Raw genomic sequence first — 19,777 nt, forward strand, 5'->3', positions numbered from 1 at the left:
CGCGCGCCGGCCTTCGCGTTTCCTGTGGGGGAGCGCGAAGGCCGGTGCCGGGCGTCAGAAGCGGTAATTGAGGCCGATCTTCAGCATTTGCAGGTCAGCCGAGTTGGAGGCCTCGCGGCCGTTCACCGTCTCGGAACTGCCGGTGAAGTTCTGGGTGATGGTGCCGGCCCACCCGCCGGGGCAGGGCGGCATCGGCGTCGGGTTTCGCGTACACCGCGTCGTCACGGTGTAGGATTTGCCGACGCCGGCCCGGGCGTTGGGGAAGAGGAAGCTCTCGGAACCGAAGCCGGTGAAGAGATAGTCCATCTTCAGCGACCAGCGGTCGGAGAGCGCATATTCGGCGCCGCCGCCCACGGCGAAGCCGGTGCGGGTCGCGCCGGCCGCCTCGGTGAAGAAGAGCGTGGTGGTATGCCCGTTCGGCACGCTCGCCCCTGACGTGGTGGCGATGTATTGCGAGCGCTGCTCGCTCTCGCGCAGGAAGGCGACGCCGCCGGTGCCGTAGACGAACAGCCGGTCGTTGAGGGCGTAGCCGGCCTTGCCGCGGATGGTGGAGAGCCATTCGAGGGAATAGTCGGTTTTGGCCTGCCACATCTCGTTGTCGATGAGGATCTGCGCCTCGGTGGCCATCGCCGCATGCGTGGCCTTCTGGCTCAGCCAGCTGAAATCCGCCTCGACGCCGAGCACGATGCCGTTGCGGAGCTGGTAATTATAGCCTATCTGCCCGCCCCCGAGCATGCCGTCGAGCGATTCATCGGCCGATTCTGTCGCCGCGATATCGTTCGCCGTGCCGTCCGCCAGCGTGGTGGTGCCGCTGATGGAGGCGAAGCCATAGCCGAAGGAGGCGCCGGCATAGAGGCCGGTCCAGGCCTCGCTGTTCAGCCGCAGGCCGAGCGGGAGCGGGGCGAGCTTCTCGCCGCTGCCGAAGCGACCGGTCAGGGTGGCGGTGATGGTGCGGCCGGGCGCCGGCATGTCGGTGTTGTTGAGCGCGTCGACATAATAGGCGTCGAGGATGTTCAGAGCGCTGATGTCGAGGGTGAGGTTCTCGTTCATCTTCCACTGCACGAAGGCATCGACCGTGGTGTAGGGCTCCCACAGCTTGGTGGTGACGAAATAGGAACCGTCATCCACCACGGGGGCGAGGCGCTCGCCCATATAGGTGACGCGGCCGCCAATGGTCACGCGGTCGTCGAACAGCCGGGCGCCGGCGGTGAAGGAGGCGGTGAACTGCGGCGGGATCTGGTTGGTCAGGTAATCCGCCGGCAGCGTGTAGTCGAGGCAGGTGCCGTCATCAAGGCAGGCTTCATAGTCGGTGTAATAGTTGAACCCGAACTCGGTGAAAATCGGCCCGGCATCGTAGCGGCCGGAAATCTCGAAGCCCTTGAACCGGACATAGTCGTAATTGAACAAGCCTAGCCTACCGTCATAGGTGCGGCCGATATAGTTATTCGTGGTGTTGTCGAAATAGGCCAGCTTCAGCCGCGCCTTGTCGCCTTCCATGAACAGGTTGTCGCGCAGGAAATTGGTGCCCACTTCCCAGTTGCTCGCCTGTTCCGCGTCGAGATCGCTGGTGAACACCTGGTCGGCACGGGTCTGGCTGGTCTCGCGCACGCTGGGCGGGCGGATGCCGCTCTGGTACTGGCCGTAGATCTGCCAGCCCTCCAGCGGCGTCACCGTGATGCTGGCGCTCGGGCTGAAGCCGTCGCCGGAATAGCCGGCGAAGGGTTCGTCGGTGGCGTAATAGGTCGTGCCGTTGAAATTGGTCTCATAGGAGAGGTATTCGACCCCCGCCGCCAAGGCGAGCCAGGAGGTCGGCTCCCAGTTTACTCGGGCGAACAGCGAGCCGATCGTGCGGTCGCCATCCGCCGGAATGGCCCACCACGTCGTGTCGGCCCAGGCGTCGACGGAAACGGGCTCGGCGTCCTCATAGGTGAAGGAACCGCCGAGGGTGAGGTCGAGCGGGGTGTCCTTCACCATGAAATGCGAGGTGTTGCTCGCATTCACCCCGACATTCTGCGATTGCTGCTGAAGTTCGGGCGTCGTGCCCAGAACGGCGAACACATTGCTCTCGTCGGTGTTGGAGAGATAGGCATTGACCTTGAAGTCGACGAGGTCGTTGTCCGTGGGGTCGTAGTGATAACGCGCCGTTACCTGGTTGATGGTGACGGAGCTGAGCGGAATCTGGAAGGTCACATTGGTGCCGACATTGATCGCCGAGGGCGAAATCTCGCCGAATTCGTTGCCGTAATAGAGATAGCCGATCTGCAATTCCTGCTCGTCGGTCGGGCGGAACGTGGCCTTCAGCAGCGCCGAGGTCACGTCCTCGGAGGTGTTGTAGACCAGCTGGCCATGGCCGTAATTCGACAGGCCAACCTGCTCGCCGAGATAGTCGGTGGTGGTGAGCGAACCTTCCGTGCCGGCAAAGTAGTTGCCCGTCTTCCGCCGCACAAAGGCGCCGACGAGGTCCACATTGTCCTCGCGCACGGCGAGGGCGAAGCTGCCATTGGTGATGGCCGCGCCATCGCCGCCGCCAAACACCGCCGCCGTCTCGCCAATCACCGGGGCGACCGAGTTGGTGGCGAGCCCACCGCGCACCCGTACGCCCCAGCGCTCGCCGGCCTTGAGGATGTCCTCGACGTTCAGCGTCTCCATGGCGATGGTGCCGCCGATGGCGCCGGCCACCGCGCCGTCCGGCCCCTTGGTGATGGTGATGCCGGAAATGAGGTCGGGGTCGACATAGGTGCGGCTGTCGACGCCGGCATAGCCGCGATAGGAGGAGGTCGACTGCTGGGAACCGTCGATCGTGGTGGCGACGCGGTTCTGGCCCTGCAGGCCGCGAATGTTCGGGTCGATCGAGGCGCCGTTATTGCCGCCGCCGGAAATGACGCCGGGCGTGCCCTGGAACAGCGCGCCGGCGGTCTGCGGCGGGAAGCGCTCGATTTCCTCGGAGGAGATGTAGTTGGTGGAGCCTGTCGTCTCGAAGGGCAGGTCGGCCGCCGCGCCGGCGCCGGTGACATCGATCGTGCCGAGCTCGATCGCGCCGTCAGCTGCCGCCTCCGTGCCGCCCGACAGCGGCGCCGAGATGGTCACGCGGGTCGGGCTGGTGAAGGCATAGGCCAGCCCGCTGCCGCCCAGCAGCCGGGCCAGCGCTTCTTCGTGCGAAAAGCTGCCGCGCAGCGCCGGCGAGGTTCGCCCGGCGGTGAGCGCGGCGGGATAGGCGAATGTGATGCCGGTCTGGCGGGCGAAGGCGGTCAGCGCCGCGCCGAGCGGCTGGGCCGGAATATCGAAGCTGTTCCGCGCCGCGCTCGCCTGCTGCGCCTGCGCGCTGGCAAGGGGCAAAGGCACCAGCATGGTTGTTGCCACCAGCCATGCCCGCAGAAGTCCCGTCCGCCCCTTGAAGCCCACCATCATCCCGTCTCCGCTCGCGTGAGGAGGGACGTGCCCTGCTGGGTCGTCTGGTCCCTCGCTGGCTAAGACGGGGCGCGGCGCGGAAATCCTCAGCGCGGTTCGGAAAAAATTTATCCTCACGCTGCCGAGACGATGGTGAGGAAGGGGGAGAGCGCCATCACCCGGATCGGCAGGCCCTGGGCGAGGGCTGCGAGTGAGGCCTCAGGGGTGCGCAGATCCAGCACCGCATTGACCCGCAGCCCGTCGATGCCCGATCCACGGGCGAGGATCCACCCGGCATGGTAGGGGCGCAGCGCGGCGATGATGTCGGCGAGCGGGCGGTCCTCGGCGATATACAGCCCCGAGCGCCAGGCGAGGGTGATGTCCGCCGGCTGGAGTGTGACCGGTCCGAGCCGGCCATCCGGGGCGATCCGGACGCGCTCGCCCGCCTGCAGCGTCAGTTCGCTCGCGCCCGCGACCCGCACCGCATGTTCGACCACGCTCACCGCCAGCGAGCCGTCGCCGCGATTGGCGTCGACATCGAAGGCGGTGCCCAGCGCCTGCAGCCGGCCCGCCCCCGCCGTCACCTCGAACGGGCGTGCGGGGTCGGCCGCCACCTGGAAAAAGGCCTGTCCTTCAAGCAGCCGGACATGGCGATGGGCGGGGCTGAGATCGAGGGCGATGGCGCTGCGGGCGTTCAACGTGACGCGCGAGCGATCGGCCAGCGTGACCGTCCTCACCTCGCCGGTGCCGGTCGCGATATCCGCGCGCGGCCCCAGCCTGCCCGCCAGCCATGCGCCCCCCGCGCCCGCGACAGCAAGTCCGGCGGCGCCGCCCAGCAGGGCGCGTCGCGAGAGGCCCTGGGTCGGGCCGGTACGTCGGCCCGACCCAGGGCGGATGAGGCCGCTGCGCGCATCCTGATGCAGTTCCGAGGCATCGCCCCAGAGCTGCTCGGCCTCGCGCGCGGCAGCCTCATGGTCTGCGCTGAGCCGTCGCCAGGCGGCGAAGGCAGCCAGGGTGGCCGGCTGCGCCTCGCCGGAATGCAGGCGCACGATGAAAGCCAGCGCTTCGTCGGACAAGGCGCGGGGCGGATGGGCAGGGCGATGGATCGGCGGCGTCACGCGGGGCTTCTCGCACCGGAATGAGGGAAGGGCTCATCCTTATAGACGGCCGCCGGGCGCAAAATCCTCAATGCTCGCGCCTCAGTCATCATCGCGCATCAGGTTGCGGCAGTGCATCAGCGCGCGCAGGATGTGCTTCTCCACCATGCTGACCGACACGCCGAGATGCGCCGCTATTTCGCGGTGGCCCCGCCCCTCCAGCTTGTTCATCACGAAGGCCGTCTGGCAGGCCGATGGCAGCTCGTTCAGCAGCACGGCGAGCCGGACGATGCGCCGCCGGTGGTGGAGGGCGCCATCGATAGCGCCGCCGGCCGCGAGCGCGTCGATTTCCTCGATATCGACCCGGTGGAGCCATTCGGCATGGCGCCGGGCGGTAAAATCGATAGCGGCGGTGCGGGTGGCGGCGAAGGCATAGGTCTTGGGGTGCTCGATCGCCACCGCCTGGGCGGGGCGCCCGGCGAGCCTGAGATAGGCGTTCTGCACTACCTCCTCGCCGCCGTCGCGATCGCCCACCAGCCGGGCGGCGAAGCGCACGAGATCGCGATGATGCCGCCGGTAGAGATCACCCAGCCAGATATTGAGCGCGCTACTCACAGGCGCCCCCGCCGGCACGGGCGATGGCGGAGACTGGCATTGGGCAGTGTGATGTCGCGCTTGGGGCCAAGGCTGTCACCGAAAACGGCCGGCGCCGCTCATCGCCGGCGCAGGAGGATCGCAGAAAGAAAGCCCCGATAGCCTTAAACAATCGGAATTACGACGCAACATCAATGAATTAGAGTGATTATAGATAAAAGGTGCGCCGCCCGCGTCGGCACCCGCAAGCGGCCCAGGGACGGCGCCGCAAGGGACGGATTCGACGCCCGAGCCGTGGTTCCTCGCTCTTCCGCATCAGAACCGTCAGAGGCGAGGCTCGACCTTCGCGCCGCGTGTCGCTGAAGCTACCCGAATCCCACGCCCCTCAGACCCTTGAGCCCGTCATTGGCGAGGCTGATATCGACGCGGCCCTGGAGACGTGCGGCGGCGACGTTCGCAACACGATCCTCTCCTTGCTGCTGGCGCTCGACAGTGCTGGCGGGCGACGCTGCTACCCATTTCGACACGCGCCGAAGGCGGCGGCGCAGGCGAAGCTGCCTGCACCGCTTGACCTCAGTCTCCGGCCAGTTCGCGGGCACGATGCGGCCGCGGCCTTGGGAGCACCGCCGCGCTCAGAAGCGGTAGTTGAGGCCGATCTTCAGCATCTGCAGGTCGGCGTCGTTGGACGCCTCGCGGCCGTTCACGGTCTCGGATGTTCCAGGGTATGTGGTATTCACGTTTTCACGAATACCCCGGCAGGGAGGGGTCGTGTTGGACCGGGTGCATCTGGTGGTTACTGTGTAGCTCTTGGTGACACCGGCACGCGCATTCTTGAACAGAAAGTCCGTGGCACCGAAGCCTGCAAAGAGGTACTCAAGCTTCAGCGACCAATTGTTCGACAAAGCATATTCGGCGCCACCGCCCACGGCGAAACCGGTCCGTGTCGCACTGGCGGATTCGACAAAGAAGGTGTCAGTGGTCCGCCAGGCAGGCAGATCGGCAGTGGCGGCCGACGAGCGGTACTGCGTGCGGGTCTCGGTCTCCTGCAGGAAGGCGACACCACCCGTGCCATAGACGAACAACCGGTCCCAGGCGTATCCAACACGGCCGCGAATGGTGGCCAGCCAGTCGAAGCTGTAGTCGGTGCGCGCCTGGAGCTGGTGGTTGTCGATGAGCTTTTGTCCTTCCGTGGCGAAGGCGTTGCGATAGTCGACCATGTTCATCCAGGAATAGTCGGCCTCCACGCCGAAGACAAAGCCGTTGGACAGCTGGTAATTGAAGCCCACTTGCGCGCCGCCCAACATGTTGGACGGGTTCTGGTCCGCCGATTCAGTGGCGGCAATGAAGTTGGCCGTGCCGTCGCCGAGCGTCGTGTTTCCCTCGATCTGGCCGAAGCCGTAGCCAAAATGGCCACCCGCATAGAACCCGGTCCACGGGGTGCTTTCCGACCGCGGCGGGAGGCCGAAGGTCGGCGCCTTCGCCGGCTCCGAACTGCCGAGCTTCGCCGTCAGCGTGCCGCGGATCACGCGGCCGGGAGCCGGCATATCCGTGTTGTTGAGAGCGTCCACATAATAGGCGTCCAAAAGGTTCTGCACGCTCACGTCAAGGGTCAGCGCATCGTTGATCTTCCATTGCCCGAACAGGTCGACGACGGTGTAGGGCTCCCATAGCCTTGTGACCCAGAAGTAGCTCTCATCCTCGATCGAAGGCGCGAGGCGCTGACCCATATAGGTCAGGCGGCCACCGACGGTGAGGCGATCGTCCATGAACCGCAGGCCAGCGGTGATCGACGCGGTGAAGTCGGGCGGGATCTGGTTGGTGAGATAGTCGGCCTGAAGGGTGTAGTCCTGGCACTGGCCGTTCTTCAGGCAGGACTCGAAGCCGGTGTAATAGTTGAAGCCGAAATCGACGAACCCCCAGCCGGCATCGTAGCCACCCGAGATTTCGATGCCCTTGAAGCGCACATAGTCGTAGTTGAAAAATACCATATCGGAATTTTCATAAGAACGACCAACATAGTTATTTGTTGTATTATCGAAATAGGCAATCTTTAGTCGTGCCTTGTCGCCTTCCTGCAGCCAATCACTCTTCAGGAAATTCGTGACGAATTCCCAGTTGCTGGCTTCTTCGGCTTCAAGGTCCGGGTTGAAAACCTGCTCAAAGCGCGTCTGGCTGACCTCGCGCACGCTGAGCGGGCGGATGCCGCTCTGGTATTGCGCATAGAGCTGCCAGCCGGGAAGCGGCGTCACCATCACGCTGGCGCTTGGGCTCACGCCGCTGCCGGAATAGCCGGTATAGTCAGGCCCTTCGTAATCATACTGCAGGGTGCCGAGGAAGGTCGTTTCATAGGAGATGTATTCGAGGCCGGCTTCCAGCTCGAGCCAGGAGAACGGCTCCCAGGTCGCGCTGGCGTTGAGCGTCGACACCTGGCGTTCGCCATCCGCCGCCATCGCCCAACGGGGATAGCCACTCAGGATTTCCGTCCCGGCGCTCGGTGTTGCCCGTTCATATGTGTAGGAACCGCCATATTCGAGGGACAGGGGCGCCCCCAGCAAGGACAGGCGGGACACGTTGCTCGCGCTGACACCCACATTCTTTGATTGCTGCTGGATAGTCCCGGATTCTCCCAGCAGGGCGAAGACGTTAGTCTCATCTACATTTGAAAAGTAGCTGTTCAGGCGGAAGTCAACGAGATCGTTATCCTCCGGGTTGAAGTGATAGCGTGCTGTCACCTGGCTGACCTCGACCGAACTCAGCGGGAGCTGCCATGTCACGCCGGTGGTGGCGGCAACCGCGGAAGGGGAGACCTCGCCGAAATCGTTGCCGTAATAGAGATAACCGATCTGCAGTTCCTGCTCGTCGGTGGGGCGCAGGGTGGTCTTGAGCAGCGCCGAGGTCACGTCCTCTGAGGTGTTGTAGACGAGCTGGCCATGGCCGTATTTCGACAGGGAAGCCTGTTCGCCGAGATAGTCGGTGGTGGTGAGAGAGCCTTCCGTGCCGGCAAAGTAATTGCCGGTCTTGCGGCGCACGAAGGCGCCGACCAGGTCCACATTGTCTTCGCGCACCGCGACGGCGAAGCTGCCATTGGTGAGGTCCGCCCCGTCGCCGCCACCGAACACCGCCGAGGTCTGGTCGATGACAGGCGCCACCGAATTGGTGTTGAGCCCCGCGCGCACCCGTACGCCCCAACGTTCGCCGGCCTTGAGAATGTCGTCGACGTTCAGCGTTTCCATGGCGATGGTGCCGCCGATGGCCCCGCCGACACTACCGTCCGGCCCTTTGGTGACGGTGATGCCGGAAATGAGGTCCGGGTCGACATAGGTGCGGTTGTCGACGCCGGCATAGCCGCGATAGGTGGAGGTGGATTGCTGCGAACCGTCGATGGTGGTGGCGACGCGGTTCATGCCCTGCAGGCCGCGGATGTTGGGGTCGATGGCGGCGCCGTTATTGCTGGAGCCCGAGATCACGCCCGGCGTGCCCTGGAACATCGAGCCGGAGGTGAGGCCGGGGAAACGCTCCAGTTCCTGGCCGGAAATGAAATTGGTCGAGCCCGGCGTCTCGAAGGGCAAGTCGGCGGGAGAGCCGGCGCCGGTGACATCGATCGTGCCGAGCTCGATCGCGCCGTCGGCGCTAAGGGTGCCATCTACCGCAGCGCTCACTTCCGAGATGATCACGGCGTTGCCGCTGATGCGATAGGTCAGCCCCGCACCTGCGAGAATGCGTCCGAGCGCCTCCTCTCGCGTAAGGCGGCCGCGAGCGCCCGGCGAGGTTTTTTCACGAACGAGGGTCGCATCGAAGAAAAGCTCCGAGCCGGTCGCTTTCGAGAACGCGACCAGCGCCCTCGACAGCGGCTGGGCAGGAATATCGTAGGATATCGGTTCAACAGAGGCGGGGGTCGGGATCGCCTGCGCATTGGCAGGCGACATGTGCGAAGAAGGAGCCGCGAGGGCGGTCGTCATCAGCAGGAGCAGCAGGAGCGAGGATTTTTGTCCCGCTTTGATCGCTTGCTTGTGGGGGCCGGTCGTATCCCGCATTAGCTCCAGTGGCTGTCCGGTCTGCATAAACCCACCCTGCGTCTGGCACCCGTGATGGAAGGGGTGCGGTGCTCACATGAGGGCGGTGTCATGGGCCCTCATATTGCTAGACACGTGGGCGAACCGATCTAATGATCGGATCGACGGCCTTTCTTTAAAAAAATGCGGGGCCTCACTTCGGATAAACGAGGGTGAGATAACCATAAGCGTTCAGCACCTGGACCGGCAGGGTTTCGGCAATGACCTGAAGGGCCTTGTCAGTGTGCTGGGTATTGAAAACCGCCGTTACCGGGATGTCCCCGATTGCATTGTCCATCAGCACGATGCGACCTCGCCGGTAGCGTTCCAACTCGGTCAGGACCTGACGAAGGGGCACGTCCTCGACGATGAGGCGATCCTGCCGCCAGGCTTGTACTGCGGCAAGATCGGCGCGCACCGGCGGTCGTACTCCGTTGTTGCCATAGCTGAGTTGCCAGCCGGCCTCGAGCACGACGGGTGATGTGTGAGCCGCGTGAACTTTCACGGAATGTTCGATGACGGTGACGATGACCTGATCCATCGCGATCTTTACGTCGAACGCCGTGCCGAGCGCCTGGATCGTGCCCCCATCGGCCTGAACGACAAAAGGCCGTGCCGGTTCGGTCGCCACGTGGAAGAAGGCCTGCCCGCGATGCAGGACGAGCCGGCGCTGCTCCGGCGTGAAGTCGAGCGACAAAGCAGAATAGCTGCCGAGCTCGACCGTGCTGCCATCAGGTAGCGTTGCAGTGAACCGTTCGGCCGCTCCGGTTGAGTAGTCGGCGAATGCGCCCGGCCGGGTGAGCATGTAGAATGCCGGCGCGGCAACGAGCGCGGCCAGGCCGCCTAGCAGCGCGCTGCGACGGCCGATACGCCCCGCCCGATGCAGGCGGTCATATTCCGGCTTCACGATCTCGAAGCGATCCCACAAGGCGCGCGCGCGATCATAGGCGGCGACATGCGATGGATCGGCCGCCAGCCACTCAACAAAGGCTTTGCGTTCGGCGTCGCCGACCTCTTCATCCTTCATCAGGACGAACCATTCCAGCGCTTCCAGATAGGCCGGATCGGTCGCGTAATCCTGCATGTTCACTCTGTGCGTGCCTTGGATGCTGCCGGAACGGCCATGACCGGCAGAGTCCCGACGCAACGTCCCTCTCATGTCTTAGACACCCGAGAGGCGCAAACTAATGATCGATGCGAGTGTTTATCTCACCGGAATTCGGCGATCGAGTTCCATCATCGCCGCGACGACCTGGGAGATCACCGTGTTGCGGGAGATGCCCATGCGCGCCGCGATCTCGTCATAGGACAGGCCGGAAATCCGGTTGAGAACGAAAGCCTGCCGGCGGCGAGCCGGCAATTGGGCGATGGCTTCGAGCAGCCGGCGCAGCTCGCTGCGGTAAAGCGCAGCCATCTCCGGCGACGGCCGGGCATCCGCTATATGCTCGACCTCGACGCCCGAGATCTCGATCTTGGCACGCCAGCGCGCGTCGCGCAGATGGTTGAGGGCCAGGTTGCGCACCGCCTGGGTCATATAGGCGGTGCTTTCGGGTACCGTCTCCGTGCTCTTGCCCAGCAGATTGGCAAAGGCCTGCTGGACGAGATCGTCGGCGGTGGCTGGGTTGCCGACAAGGCGGCGCACGAATGTGCGAAGCCGGCCGTGCTCCGCCTCGTACAGCTTTGCCATGTTGAAGGTACGGGCGTTCATGAAATGTCGCGCAACCTGAGAGATTTGGAGCGCCCTCACGTGCTCCAGCGGCTGCGCATTCTTAAGTTCAGCAAAAATATCGTGCAATCACAATGATTTGGATCATTTCTAGATTATGAGGAGAGATGCTGCGCTCGGATGGACGTGAGACGGCTTAGCCCTTGATTCCATTGAGTGTGGCTTTGCAGCCGCCCACTCGATTAGAAAATCAACCGTGAATGCGTCGGAAGCGGTAGCGGAGCCGGCGTCACATTCCTGCAACAGGGCTCATCGCGGCGCTGCAGGGCCGCCAGTAAAAAAACAGGCGCAGGTACAGTGGCGGCAAGTCCCGCAAAGCGGGGCATGCGGCTTACGCCTGACTGGAGCGACTTGAAGCGCGCATTCCACTCGGCATCGAGCGGCGCGATCAGTTCCTTGGCCGTGTCAGGGTCTCGCGTGGCGAGGCTTTGGGAGATTTCCCGCTTCCCGACTCGCTCGCGAAGGGTGACGGGAACCGCCTTGCGAAACCAGAAAATGCCGGTCTTGGAATGTCGGAAAGGACGGGCCATGCGCAATGCCATCTGTAGCACCATTCCGGAGAAATGGCGGCCACAAAGGTCTTGATCTATCAGTAAGTTCTTGATTTTTCCGGCATAAAAATGGTGCTGCGAGAGAGGATTGAACTCTCGAACTAGAAAATAAAATCAATGGGTTACAATGAGTTTTGTAACGTTGTAACGACCGTTAAATTTGCTCGAAAAGCACGGCGAAACACCGCCCGAGAGCGATTAGATCTCGAGCAGGTGCATCTGGGCCAGCAGCGCCTCTTCGGCAACCTCGCCTGTGATCACGCCCACGAAGAGATCCGCGTAATAGGCGTGATCCTCATTGACGAGCTCCCAGCCGTTGAGCTCCCAGAACAGCAGCATGGCGCCCCAGCCTGTGCGCTTGTTGCCCTGGGTGAACGGATGGTTGCGCGCGATTGCAACCGCCAGGTCGAGACCGAGCTGATCAATCGCGCGCCCTTCATAGTGGAAGCGATTTTTCGGCACAGCCAGGGCTGAGTGCAGAAGTCCGGGATCGCGAACCTGATGCGGCTCGCCCGTCTCGTTCACATAGACATGATTGAGCGCGACGACCTCGTCGGCGTCGACAAAGAACGGCTCTTGCAAGAGACCTACTCGGCGAGTTTGGCGATCACATTAGGCCAGCGGACGAGCGTCTTGCGCGCGAACTCAACGGCGTTGATCTGCGGACGCACGCGTGCCTCGACCTTGGCTTCGCCAAAGATCGCATCCATCAGCTTGTCCTCGGGACGATCGCTGGAAGTCTGTGGATTGGGCTTGCGCTGCGCGTTCATCTCATCACCTCGTTTGTCAATGTAGCGCGCGCATGTGCGGTTTTCAATGCGTCGCGCCCGGGAGTAAGATGTTGACGGCCAATCGATGATTGCATAATAATTAAAAGCAACTAGCTGTACACCATGCGATGTCAAAGGCGAACTATGCGTATAATTCTCGCAATTCTCAAGAGCTTGGCAGTTTTATTTGGGACGTTTCTTGTTCTTGTGGTAATATCCGCAGTATCGCTACCAGCAGGGGTTGTAGCGTCGAGCCTTGCTATATTGGTATTCATTGTATCATTATGGATGCCGATAGAGCGACTGTGGATAAACAACCGAGCCGTTTCGTGCTTCGGCATTATTGTCTCCGCAATCTCCTTAATCGCAGTTCTCGCCGCAGCGGAAAATGGCGAAAAGCATCGGCTGGCCAATCTGCGCAGCACCGCTCCTGAGACGTACCTCCTGGAGATCAGCCGGACCGGCCCGGACTCGCTGGTTGTCAGCGAGGCCACCGATCTTATCAGGAGCACCAATCCTACGCTCTATCTCGCGACCATAAAAGGGCGGGCGTCCGACGATCGATATATGTCTGAGCTGAAGGCAATCGATCCGGTCGCTCACACGGAAGAGCTCGCCCGGCGCGAGGAGGAGAAGCGTCAGCGAGCCATAGCCGAGAAAAAGGCCAGAGCGGACGAGCTCGCCGCCATGAAGGAGAAGCTCAAGAACCCGCCACCGATGACCGACGAGGAGAGCGTCATCTTCTACAAGCGACTGGCCGAGCTGGAGCCCAACAATCGCGAGTATGCCCGTTTTCGGGACAATTGGGTCAATCTGGTCGAGCGCAAGCGACAGAAAGCCGACGCGATCAGACGCCCCGAGCAGTTCATCGAGGTCAAGAAGCTCAGTTGGTCAAAGGAGGCCTTCGGCTCGGTGATGATGGTGGACGTCACTCTCGGGAATACGGCGCCGATCGATATCAAGGACATCGAGTTGACCTGCAGGCATTTCGCCGAGAGTGGCACGCGGATCGATTCCAGTTCCAGGGTGATCTACCAGGTGGTGAAGGCGAACGGATCGCGTCGGGTGAACGACTTCAATATGGGATTCATCCACAATCAAGCGACTTCCACGAGCTGCGAGATCACCGCTGCCGTCGCCGTTCCCTGATCAGGATGCGTCGGGCCGGCGCCACCAGCGGCTCTTGATCACTTTCGGGGACAGAATTTCGCTCTGATCGCCCTCCGTTCGAACAAGGATCCACGGCTCCTTGTTGATGCCTCGGACGTCATAGAAGTTGGCGTGTTTGATCGCGTCCTCGATATATTCGTGCGGCTCCGGATTGGGGGACGGCGGACTCAGATCCTCGAGCGTCTCGAAATTCGTGACGACAGGGATCTCACCCTTTGGAAACCAGAGCAGGATGACGTTCGACGGCCTCAATGGGGTGGTCATGGGGTTCCTCCTACGTGGCTGCCATTATACCCCAAATATGGCTCCGTCCCCCACTCGTTAAGATTGAGCCGACCCAATTTCCGCTTCCTGAGTCTTCTGTTCTGACTCGCTCGAATCTTCAGAATTCGTTAGGAGAGCGCCTTTGAAGTAAGACTCATGTCGTATTGAACCGCCCCGGCTTTGCCGGAGACCCCAACTCCTGAGAGGATGGGGCTATGACGAGCAAGACGACGAACAAGTTCTCGCCTGAGGTGCGCGCTCGCGCGGTGCGGATGGTGCTGGATCATGAGGCTGAGCATCCGTCGCGCTGGCAGGCGATTGTGTCGATAGCGGCGAAGATTGGCTGCTCGGCACACTCACTGAACGAGTGGCTGAAGAAGGCTGAGGTCGACGCCGGTAAGCGGGCCGGGGTGACGACGGATATGTCTGCGAAGCTGAAGGCCCTTGAGCGCGAGAACCGCGAGCTGCGGCAGGCGAACGAGATCCTGCGCAAGGCATCTGCATATTTCGCCATGGCGGAGCTCGACCGCCGGTCGAAGACATGATCGCGTTCATCGATGATCATCGCGGTGCGTATGGGGTCGAGCCGATCTGCAAGGTCCTGCCGATCGCCCCATCGACCTATCATGCGCATGTCGCCCGGCGGCTTGATCCGTCGAAGTGCTCGGCACGGGCGCTACGGGACGCGGCCTTGCGGCCCGAGATCGAGCGCGTGTTCGCCGAGAACTTCGAGGTCTATGGAGCGCGCAAGGTCTGGCGACAGATGATGCGCGAAGGGTTTGACGTTGCCCGTTGCACCGTCGAACGGCTGATGCAGGGCATGGGCCTCGCTGGTGTGATCCGCGGCAAGCCGGTCCGCACGACCATCTCGGACAAGTCGGCACCGTGCCCGCTCGACCGTGTGAACCGGGTGTTCCATGCGCCGGCGCCTAACCGGCTCTGGCTCTCGGACTTCACCTATGTCAGCACCTGGGCGGGCTTCGTCTACGTCGCCTTTGTGATCGACGCCTATGCTCGCCGCATCGTCGGCTGGAGGGTGAGCCGGACCGCGCATGCCAGCTTCGTGCTTGATGCCCTGGAGCAGGCCCTTCACGAGCGACGGCCCGCCCATCGCGGCGGCCTGGTGCACCATAGCGACCGCGGTTCGCAATATGTGAGCATTCGCTACACCGAACGGCTGGCTGAGGCCGGCATCGAGCCCTCCGTCGGCAGCGTCGGTGACAGCTATGACAACGCACTCGCCGAGACGATCAACGGCCTCTACAAGGCCGAGGTCATCCATCGTGGGGGGCCTTGGCGATCCTTCGAGGCCGTCGAGTTCGCCACGCTGACCTGGGTCGACTGGTTCAACCATCGCCGGCTCCTGGAGCCTATCGGCAACATCCCGCCGGCCGAAGCCGAGGAGCGCTACTACGTCATGCTCGGTGAGCAGCAAATGGCGGCGTGACTTAAACCAAATGGCCTCCGGTGAAACCGGGGCGGTTCACTGCGTGGTGTTGCCGAGGCGTCGATAGCGCTCGATCCGGTTGCCGACGATCTCCGCAAGCTCGTTATCGGTCAAACGCCCGGCGATGCCGTCACGCAGGCGAGCGATCAGCACATCGTCGACAAATCCGTGCAGTGCATAGCGGGGATCGCTGTTGCGCAGCTCTTCGTCATCCACGAGGCGCGCCTGATAGTTGCGGAGCGCAATCTGATCGTGAGCGAGGGGGTATCTGCCTGTAGCCACCTGCTGCCCAGCGTCCACCGCGCGGCGTTCGGCAAGAGCGATCTCGTGCTGAAGCAGAGCCACCGCGCCGGGGAGCTTTTTCAGGGCGGTGCGGTAGTCAGGACCAAGCGGGGTGCGAAGCTCGGTCTTCCGATCCATGAAGGGCCGAAGCTCTTTCGGGATCACCAACCGGGCGAAGAATCGGCCGTCTCGGTTGAGAAGGTTGCGGACCTTGCCGGCCATCGCGCGCCACCTGATTTGTTACGTGTTTTGTAACATCAGAATGGACAGAAACCCTTGCGGGTCAAGGCTTCTAACGATTTCAATGGGGTACGATGGTGCTGCGAGAGAGGATTGAACTCTCGACCTCTCCCTTACCAAGGGAGTGCTCTACCACTGAGCTACCGCAGCGCCGGCTGTTGGCGGCACGGGCCACCAAGGCGCGGGGACGTTTGCCACAGCGCGCCGGCCGGCGCAAGCGTTCGCCGTGCAAATCCCCCGTTGCCTGTGCATGGCATGCGCAAAAAGGGGGGCGGGACCCCGCCGGCGCCCTTCGTTTGCGCCTGCCTCGCCCCTTCCGCCCGCAAGGGCCGCAGGTTAAGGCTCTGCGCAGTCGGCGGGCCGCAGGGTGCGGCCGGCAGAGGAGGGGCGGCGGGCCGCTCGTGCCCGGACCAGCGGGGAGGAAGCGGGATGAGCAGCCAGGAGGAAGCGGCGCGCGCGGAACGGCTGGCGGCGGCGCTGCGCGCCAATCTCGCCCGGCGCAAGCAGCAGGCGCGCGGCCGCAAGGAACCGCCCGACGCGCAGGAGACGACGCGCACCGCACCGGATTCGCCGGACGGCGGTGCGACGTCGCCGGACCTGTCACCACTTGCCGAGGCGCCGGCCCGGCCGGACGGCGAGGGGTGAGCGCGCGCGTTGTCGCGCCCGGCCACACGCGGTAGAGATGGACGGGAATTGACGGTGGCCCGCCACGAATCGGCCCCATCGTCCAGACATGCCGCTGCCGACAGGCGCCGGATGCGACATTGTTCCGGGCAATGGACAGGTCGCGCCCTCTGTCGCGCGCTGAAGGAGTACCGAGCTTCATGGACCGCATCCGCATCGTCGGCGGCAACCCGCTCAATGGGACCATCCCGATTTCCGGCGCCAAGAACGCCGCCCTGCCGCTGATGATCGCGGGCCTGCTGACCGACGAGAAGCTGGTGCTGGAGAATGTGCCGCGCCTCGCCGATGTGTCGCAGCTGCAGCGCATTCTCGGCAATCACGGCATCGACATCACGGTGAACGGCAAAAGGCGGGGCGATGATGCCTATGCCGGCCAGACGCTGGAAATCGACGCGCGGGTCATCGTCGACACCACGGCGCCCTATGAACTGGTCTCGAAGATGCGGGCAAGCTTCTGGGTCATCGCGCCACTGCTGGCCCGCATGGGCGAGGCCAAGGTCTCGCTGCCGGGCGGCTGCGCCATCGGCACGCGGCCGGTGGATTTCCATCTCGACGCGCTGCGCGCGCTCGGCGCCGAGATCGAGATCGATGCGGGCTATGTGCTCGCCCGGGCCCCGAAGGGGCTGAAAGGCGCGCGGATCGTCTTCCCCAAGGTGTCGGTCGGCGCCACCCACACGGCGATCATGGCCGCGAGCCTCGCCGATGGCGAGACGATCATCGAGAACGCCGCGCGCGAGCCGGAGATCGTCGACGTCGCCGATTGCATCAACGCCATGGGCGGACGCATCGAGGGGCAGGGCACGTCCACCATCCGCGTCGTCGGCGTGCCGCGCCTCAAGGGCGCCCGCCACAGCGTGCTGCCGGACCGGATCGAGACCGGCACCTATGCGATGGCGGTTGCGATGACCGGCGGCGATGTGCTGCTGTCCGGCGCGCGGGCGGATTTGCTGCAATCGGCGCTCGATACGCTGCGCGAGGCCGGCGCGGACATCACCGTTTCCAATGAAGGCCTGCGGGTGAAGCGCAACGGTGCCGGCATTTCCCCGGTCACGGTGACGACCGAGCCTTTCCCGGGCTTCCCGACCGATCTGCAGGCGCAGCTCATGGCGCTCACCACAAGGGCGCGCGGCACCTCGCGCATCACCGAGACCATTTTCGAGAACCGCTTCATGCATGTGCAGGAACTGGCCCGGCTTGGCGCGCGCATCCATCTCGACGGCGAAACCGCCACGATCGAGGGCGTGGAACGGCTGAAGGGCGCGCCCGTCATGGCCACGGATCTGCGCGCCTCGGTGTCGCTGGTGATCGGCGCGCTCGCGGCCGAGGGCGAGAGCATGATCCACCGGGTCTACCATCTCGATCGCGGTTTCGAGCGGCTGGAGGAGAAGCTCTCCGCCTGCGGTGCCGAAATCGAACGGCTGGCCGGCTGAGCGGGCATCTACGCAGTCTCACCGCGCCCCTTGCCGATGCGGCTGCGCGGCGCCATCTGGGCGACAGGTAGGCAGGCGGAGAGAAGACATGGCCGGGTTGAAGCTGATTGCGCTCGATAGCGAGGATCTCGCGGTTCTCTCGGTGCATCTGCAGGACGCGGTAGTCGCGCTTGGCGACATGACCTTCCTGCCGAAAGAGCAGCGCTTCGTGCTGCTCGCCAACCGCTTCGATTGGGAAAAGGCGATCCAGGCCGAGGCGATGGCCGAAATCGACGCGCCGATCGGCGCGGCCGCCGCCGCTGCCGGCCCCTGCGTGCGGCGCCGGGCGGGCCTGCGTTTCGAGCGGGTGCTTGGCGCCCGGGTGCGCGGGCTCGACCTCAAGAAGAAGCAGGGTGTCCTCAACCTGCTGGCCCTGACCTTCGAGGAGATCGAGGCGCCTTCCGGCACCGTGACCTTCCTGTTTTCCGGTGGCGGCGAGGTGCAGCTCGATGTCGAATGCCTGGAGGCGGGGCTGGAGGATCTTGGGCCGGCCTGGGATGCCAAGGGAACGCCCTGCCACGAGGTGGAGTGAGGGGCGCCACCCGCGGGTGCCCGTGTGCGATGCGGGATGGCAGGCCGTGTCGGAATGCGCTTGTCTTCGGCGAGCGCGGTTGCGATAGGACAAGCCAAAATCGGTGCCTGCGCTTTTGCGCGGCCTAGCGCCTGCTGCGCGTGCGCGGCGGCCCGGCCCGCGGGAGCCTGGGCACCGGCCCTCGACGCGCAGGACCGCCGACCCGCAGGACTCCGACATGCCGCTTCGCCTCGACACACGCTCCCCCGATTTTGCTGAGCGCTTCCGCGCCTTCCTCGGCACCAAGCGCGAGGTGTCGGCCGATGTCGCGCAAGCGGTGGCGCATATTGTCGAGGAGGTGCGCCAGCACGGCGATGCGGCGCTGATCGCCCTTTCCAAGACCTTCGACCGCGTCGATCTCGGCGCGCTCGGCATCCGCGTGACGGGCGAGGAAATCGCGGCGGCGGTCGCGGCCTCCGATCCGGCGACGCGCGAGGCGCTGGCCTTCGCCCATGGCCGCATCCGCTCCCATCACCAGCGCCAGCTGCCGGAGAGCGGCCGCTATGTCGATGCCGCTGGCGTCGAGCTGGGTCATCGCTGGACGGCGGTCGACGCGGTGGGGCTCTATGTGCCCGGCGGTACCGCCGCCTATCCCTCTTCCGTGCTGATGAATGCCGTGCCGGCCAAGGTGGCGGGGGTGAAGCGTCTCGCCATGGTGGTGCCGGCGCCCGACGGCGTGCTCAACCCGCTGGTGCTCGCCGCCGCCGACCTCGCCGGGGTCGACGAGGTGTACCGCGTCGGCGGGGCGCAGGCCATCGCCGCGCTGGCTTATGGGACTGAGACCATCGCCCCCGTGGCCAAGATCGTCGGCCCGGGCAACGCCTATGTCGCGGCCGCCAAGCGCCATGTCTTCGGCACGGTGGGCATCGACATGGTGGCCGGCCCCTCCGAGGTGCTGGTCATCGCCGATGGCGAGCAGAATCCGGACTGGATCGCCGCCGATCTTCTCGCCCAGGCCGAGCACGACACCGCCGCCCAGTCGATTTTGATGACCGACGATGCGGCGCTGGCGGAGGCGGTGATCGCCGCGCTCGAGCGGCAGCTTGTCACCCTGCCGCGCCGCGACATCGCGGCGAAGAGCTGGGCCGAGTTCGGCGCGGTGATCCTGCTCGGCAGCCTCAGTGAGGCGCCGGCGCTGGCCAACCGCCTCGCCCCCGAGCATCTGGAAATCATGGCGGCGGATGCCGAGGGGTTGGCCGACGCCATCCACCACGCCGGCGCCATCTTCCTCGGCGCCCACACGCCGGAAGCGATCGGCGATTATGTCGGCGGCTCCAACCATGTGCTGCCGACCGCGCGCTCGGCGCGGTTCTCCTCGGGCCTCGGCGTGCTCGACTTCATGAAGCGCACCTCGATCCTCAAATGCGGGCCGGAGCAACTGCGCGCGCTCGGCCCGGCGGCGATCGCGCTCGGCGAGGCGGAGGGGCTCAGCGCCCATGCCCGCTCCGTCGCGATCCGGCTCAACCTCTGACG

General features: G+C 64.3%; 17 protein-coding genes, 1 tRNA gene and 1 other annotated feature. Of the genes, 6 read left to right on the top strand and 12 right to left on the bottom strand.

Going from position 1 to position 19,777, the window contains the following annotated elements:
- Positions 1-54 precede the first annotated feature (54 nt).
- The 9 genes from A3M1_RS0111665 to A3M1_RS0111700 all read right to left on the bottom strand — a co-directional run bounded on the left by A3M1_RS0111665 (position 55) and on the right by A3M1_RS0111700 (position 12,177).
- A complete protein-coding gene (locus A3M1_RS0111665; protein ID WP_245261642.1) occupies positions 55-3,405 on the bottom strand; it encodes a TonB-dependent receptor domain-containing protein in 3,351 nt (1,116 codons plus the stop codon).
- A 116-nt stretch (positions 3,406-3,521) separates the two neighbouring features.
- On the bottom strand, positions 3,522-4,505 hold the full coding sequence (locus A3M1_RS0111670) for a FecR domain-containing protein (RefSeq protein ID WP_018389156.1): 984 nt from the start codon (positions 4,503-4,505) through the stop codon (positions 3,522-3,524).
- Between the two features lie 81 nt (positions 4,506-4,586).
- Positions 4,587-5,099: a sigma-70 family RNA polymerase sigma factor gene (locus tag A3M1_RS0111675; protein WP_018389157.1), complete on the bottom strand. Its 513-nt coding sequence runs from the start codon at positions 5,097-5,099 to the stop codon at positions 4,587-4,589.
- Positions 5,100-5,710: 611 nt separating this feature from the next.
- Positions 5,711-9,139 carry a TonB-dependent receptor domain-containing protein gene (locus A3M1_RS0111680; protein WP_245261643.1) on the bottom strand — a complete coding sequence of 1,143 codons (3,429 nt, stop codon included), beginning with the start codon at positions 9,137-9,139 and terminating at the stop codon, positions 5,711-5,713.
- A 145-nt stretch (positions 9,140-9,284) separates the two neighbouring features.
- Positions 9,285-10,214, bottom strand: coding sequence for a FecR family protein (locus A3M1_RS0111685; protein WP_018389159.1), 930 nt, complete (start codon positions 10,212-10,214; stop codon positions 9,285-9,287).
- A gap of 120 nt (positions 10,215-10,334) precedes the next feature.
- Positions 10,335-10,925: an RNA polymerase sigma factor gene (locus A3M1_RS0111690; protein ID WP_245261644.1), complete on the bottom strand. Its 591-nt coding sequence runs from the start codon at positions 10,923-10,925 to the stop codon at positions 10,335-10,337.
- A 113-nt stretch (positions 10,926-11,038) separates the two neighbouring features.
- The gene (locus tag A3M1_RS26460) at positions 11,039-11,398 is read right to left on the bottom strand and encodes a DUF6538 domain-containing protein (RefSeq protein WP_156029638.1); all 360 of its coding nucleotides are present in this window, start codon (positions 11,396-11,398) and stop codon (positions 11,039-11,041) included.
- 207 nt (positions 11,399-11,605) lie between these two features.
- Positions 11,606-11,989, bottom strand: coding sequence for a type II toxin-antitoxin system death-on-curing family toxin (locus A3M1_RS0111695; RefSeq protein ID WP_018389161.1), 384 nt, complete (start codon positions 11,987-11,989; stop codon positions 11,606-11,608).
- Between the two features lie 5 nt (positions 11,990-11,994).
- Entirely contained in the window at positions 11,995-12,177 is a 183-nt protein-coding gene (locus tag A3M1_RS0111700) for a hypothetical protein (RefSeq protein WP_018389162.1), read from the bottom strand.
- A gap of 288 nt (positions 12,178-12,465) precedes the next feature.
- Between A3M1_RS0111700 and A3M1_RS0111705 the strand changes: the two genes are divergently transcribed.
- Positions 12,466-13,326 carry a hypothetical protein gene (locus A3M1_RS0111705; RefSeq protein ID WP_018389163.1) on the top strand — a complete coding sequence of 287 codons (861 nt, stop codon included), beginning with the start codon at positions 12,466-12,468 and terminating at the stop codon, positions 13,324-13,326.
- On the opposite strand, the gene A3M1_RS0111710 is transcribed toward A3M1_RS0111705, so the two are convergent.
- The gene (locus tag A3M1_RS0111710; RefSeq protein ID WP_018389164.1) at positions 13,327-13,611 is read right to left on the bottom strand and encodes a hypothetical protein; all 285 of its coding nucleotides are present in this window, start codon (positions 13,609-13,611) and stop codon (positions 13,327-13,329) included.
- Positions 13,612-13,826: 215 nt separating this feature from the next.
- Here A3M1_RS0111710 and A3M1_RS0111720 point away from each other — a divergent pair.
- Positions 13,827-15,058 (top strand): IS3 family transposase gene (locus tag A3M1_RS0111720; protein ID WP_085930248.1). Its coding sequence is split into 2 segments (ribosomal slippage): positions 13,827-14,124 and positions 14,124-15,058, totalling 1,233 coding nucleotides; the frame shifts between segments, so codons are not numbered across the junction.
- Positions 14,111-14,227: a sequence feature (AL1L pseudoknot), on the top strand. Its footprint overlaps the gene before it by 117 nt.
- 36 nt (positions 15,059-15,094) lie before the next feature.
- Here A3M1_RS0111720 and A3M1_RS0111725 read toward each other — a convergent pair.
- Positions 15,095-15,562, bottom strand: a complete 468-nt coding sequence (locus A3M1_RS0111725) for a hypothetical protein (RefSeq protein ID WP_018389165.1) — start codon at positions 15,560-15,562, stop codon at positions 15,095-15,097.
- A gap of 93 nt (positions 15,563-15,655) precedes the next feature.
- Positions 15,656-15,730, bottom strand: a tRNA-Thr gene (locus A3M1_RS0111730).
- A 279-nt stretch (positions 15,731-16,009) separates the two neighbouring features.
- Between A3M1_RS0111730 and A3M1_RS0111735 the strand changes: the two genes are divergently transcribed.
- The 4 genes from A3M1_RS0111735 (at position 16,010) to hisD (ending at position 19,775) form a co-directional block, all read left to right on the top strand.
- On the top strand, positions 16,010-16,225 hold the full coding sequence (locus A3M1_RS0111735; protein ID WP_018389166.1) for a hypothetical protein: 216 nt from the start codon (positions 16,010-16,012) through the stop codon (positions 16,223-16,225).
- Between the two features lie 179 nt (positions 16,226-16,404).
- A complete protein-coding gene (gene murA / locus A3M1_RS0111740) occupies positions 16,405-17,694 on the top strand; it encodes a UDP-N-acetylglucosamine 1-carboxyvinyltransferase (RefSeq protein WP_018389167.1) in 1,290 nt (429 codons plus the stop codon).
- Positions 17,695-17,782: 88 nt separating this feature from the next.
- Positions 17,783-18,265: a DUF2948 family protein gene (locus A3M1_RS0111745; protein WP_018389168.1), complete on the top strand. Its 483-nt coding sequence runs from the start codon at positions 17,783-17,785 to the stop codon at positions 18,263-18,265.
- Between the two features lie 217 nt (positions 18,266-18,482).
- Positions 18,483-19,775 (top strand): histidinol dehydrogenase, encoded by a 1,293-nt coding sequence (gene hisD / locus A3M1_RS0111750; protein WP_018389169.1) that lies wholly within the window; start codon positions 18,483-18,485, stop codon positions 19,773-19,775.
- Positions 19,776-19,777 lie beyond the last annotated feature (2 nt).

The organism is Ancylobacter sp. FA202 (assembly GCF_000380205.1).
Classification (GTDB): domain Bacteria; phylum Pseudomonadota; class Alphaproteobacteria; order Rhizobiales; family Xanthobacteraceae; genus Ancylobacter.

Bases quoted from the DNA above. Each gene is read 5' to 3' on its own strand.
- A3M1_RS0111705 (WP_018389163.1), top strand. From the start codon at position 12,466: ATGCCGATAGAGCGACTGTGGATAAACAACCGAGCCGTTTCGTGCTTC.
- A3M1_RS0111725 (WP_018389165.1), bottom strand. From the start codon at position 15,562: ATGGCCGGCAAGGTCCGCAACCTTCTCAACCGAGACGGCCGATTCTTC.
- A3M1_RS26460 (WP_156029638.1), bottom strand. From the start codon at position 11,398: ATGGCATTGCGCATGGCCCGTCCTTTCCGACATTCCAAGACCGGCATT.
- A3M1_RS0111735 (WP_018389166.1), top strand. From the start codon at position 16,010: ATGAGCAGCCAGGAGGAAGCGGCGCGCGCGGAACGGCTGGCGGCGGCG.
- A3M1_RS0111680 (WP_245261643.1), bottom strand. From the start codon at position 9,139: ATGCAGACCGGACAGCCACTGGAGCTAATGCGGGATACGACCGGCCCC.
- A3M1_RS0111700 (WP_018389162.1), bottom strand. From the start codon at position 12,177: ATGAACGCGCAGCGCAAGCCCAATCCACAGACTTCCAGCGATCGTCCC.
- A3M1_RS0111745 (WP_018389168.1), top strand. From the start codon at position 17,783: ATGGCCGGGTTGAAGCTGATTGCGCTCGATAGCGAGGATCTCGCGGTT.
- hisD (WP_018389169.1), top strand. From the start codon at position 18,483: ATGCCGCTTCGCCTCGACACACGCTCCCCCGATTTTGCTGAGCGCTTC.
- A3M1_RS0111665 (WP_245261642.1), bottom strand. From the start codon at position 3,405: ATGGTGGGCTTCAAGGGGCGGACGGGACTTCTGCGGGCATGGCTGGTG.
- A3M1_RS0111685 (WP_018389159.1), bottom strand. From the start codon at position 10,214: ATGCAGGATTACGCGACCGATCCGGCCTATCTGGAAGCGCTGGAATGG.
- A3M1_RS0111710 (WP_018389164.1), bottom strand. From the start codon at position 13,611: ATGACCACCCCATTGAGGCCGTCGAACGTCATCCTGCTCTGGTTTCCA.
- murA (WP_018389167.1), top strand. From the start codon at position 16,405: ATGGACCGCATCCGCATCGTCGGCGGCAACCCGCTCAATGGGACCATC.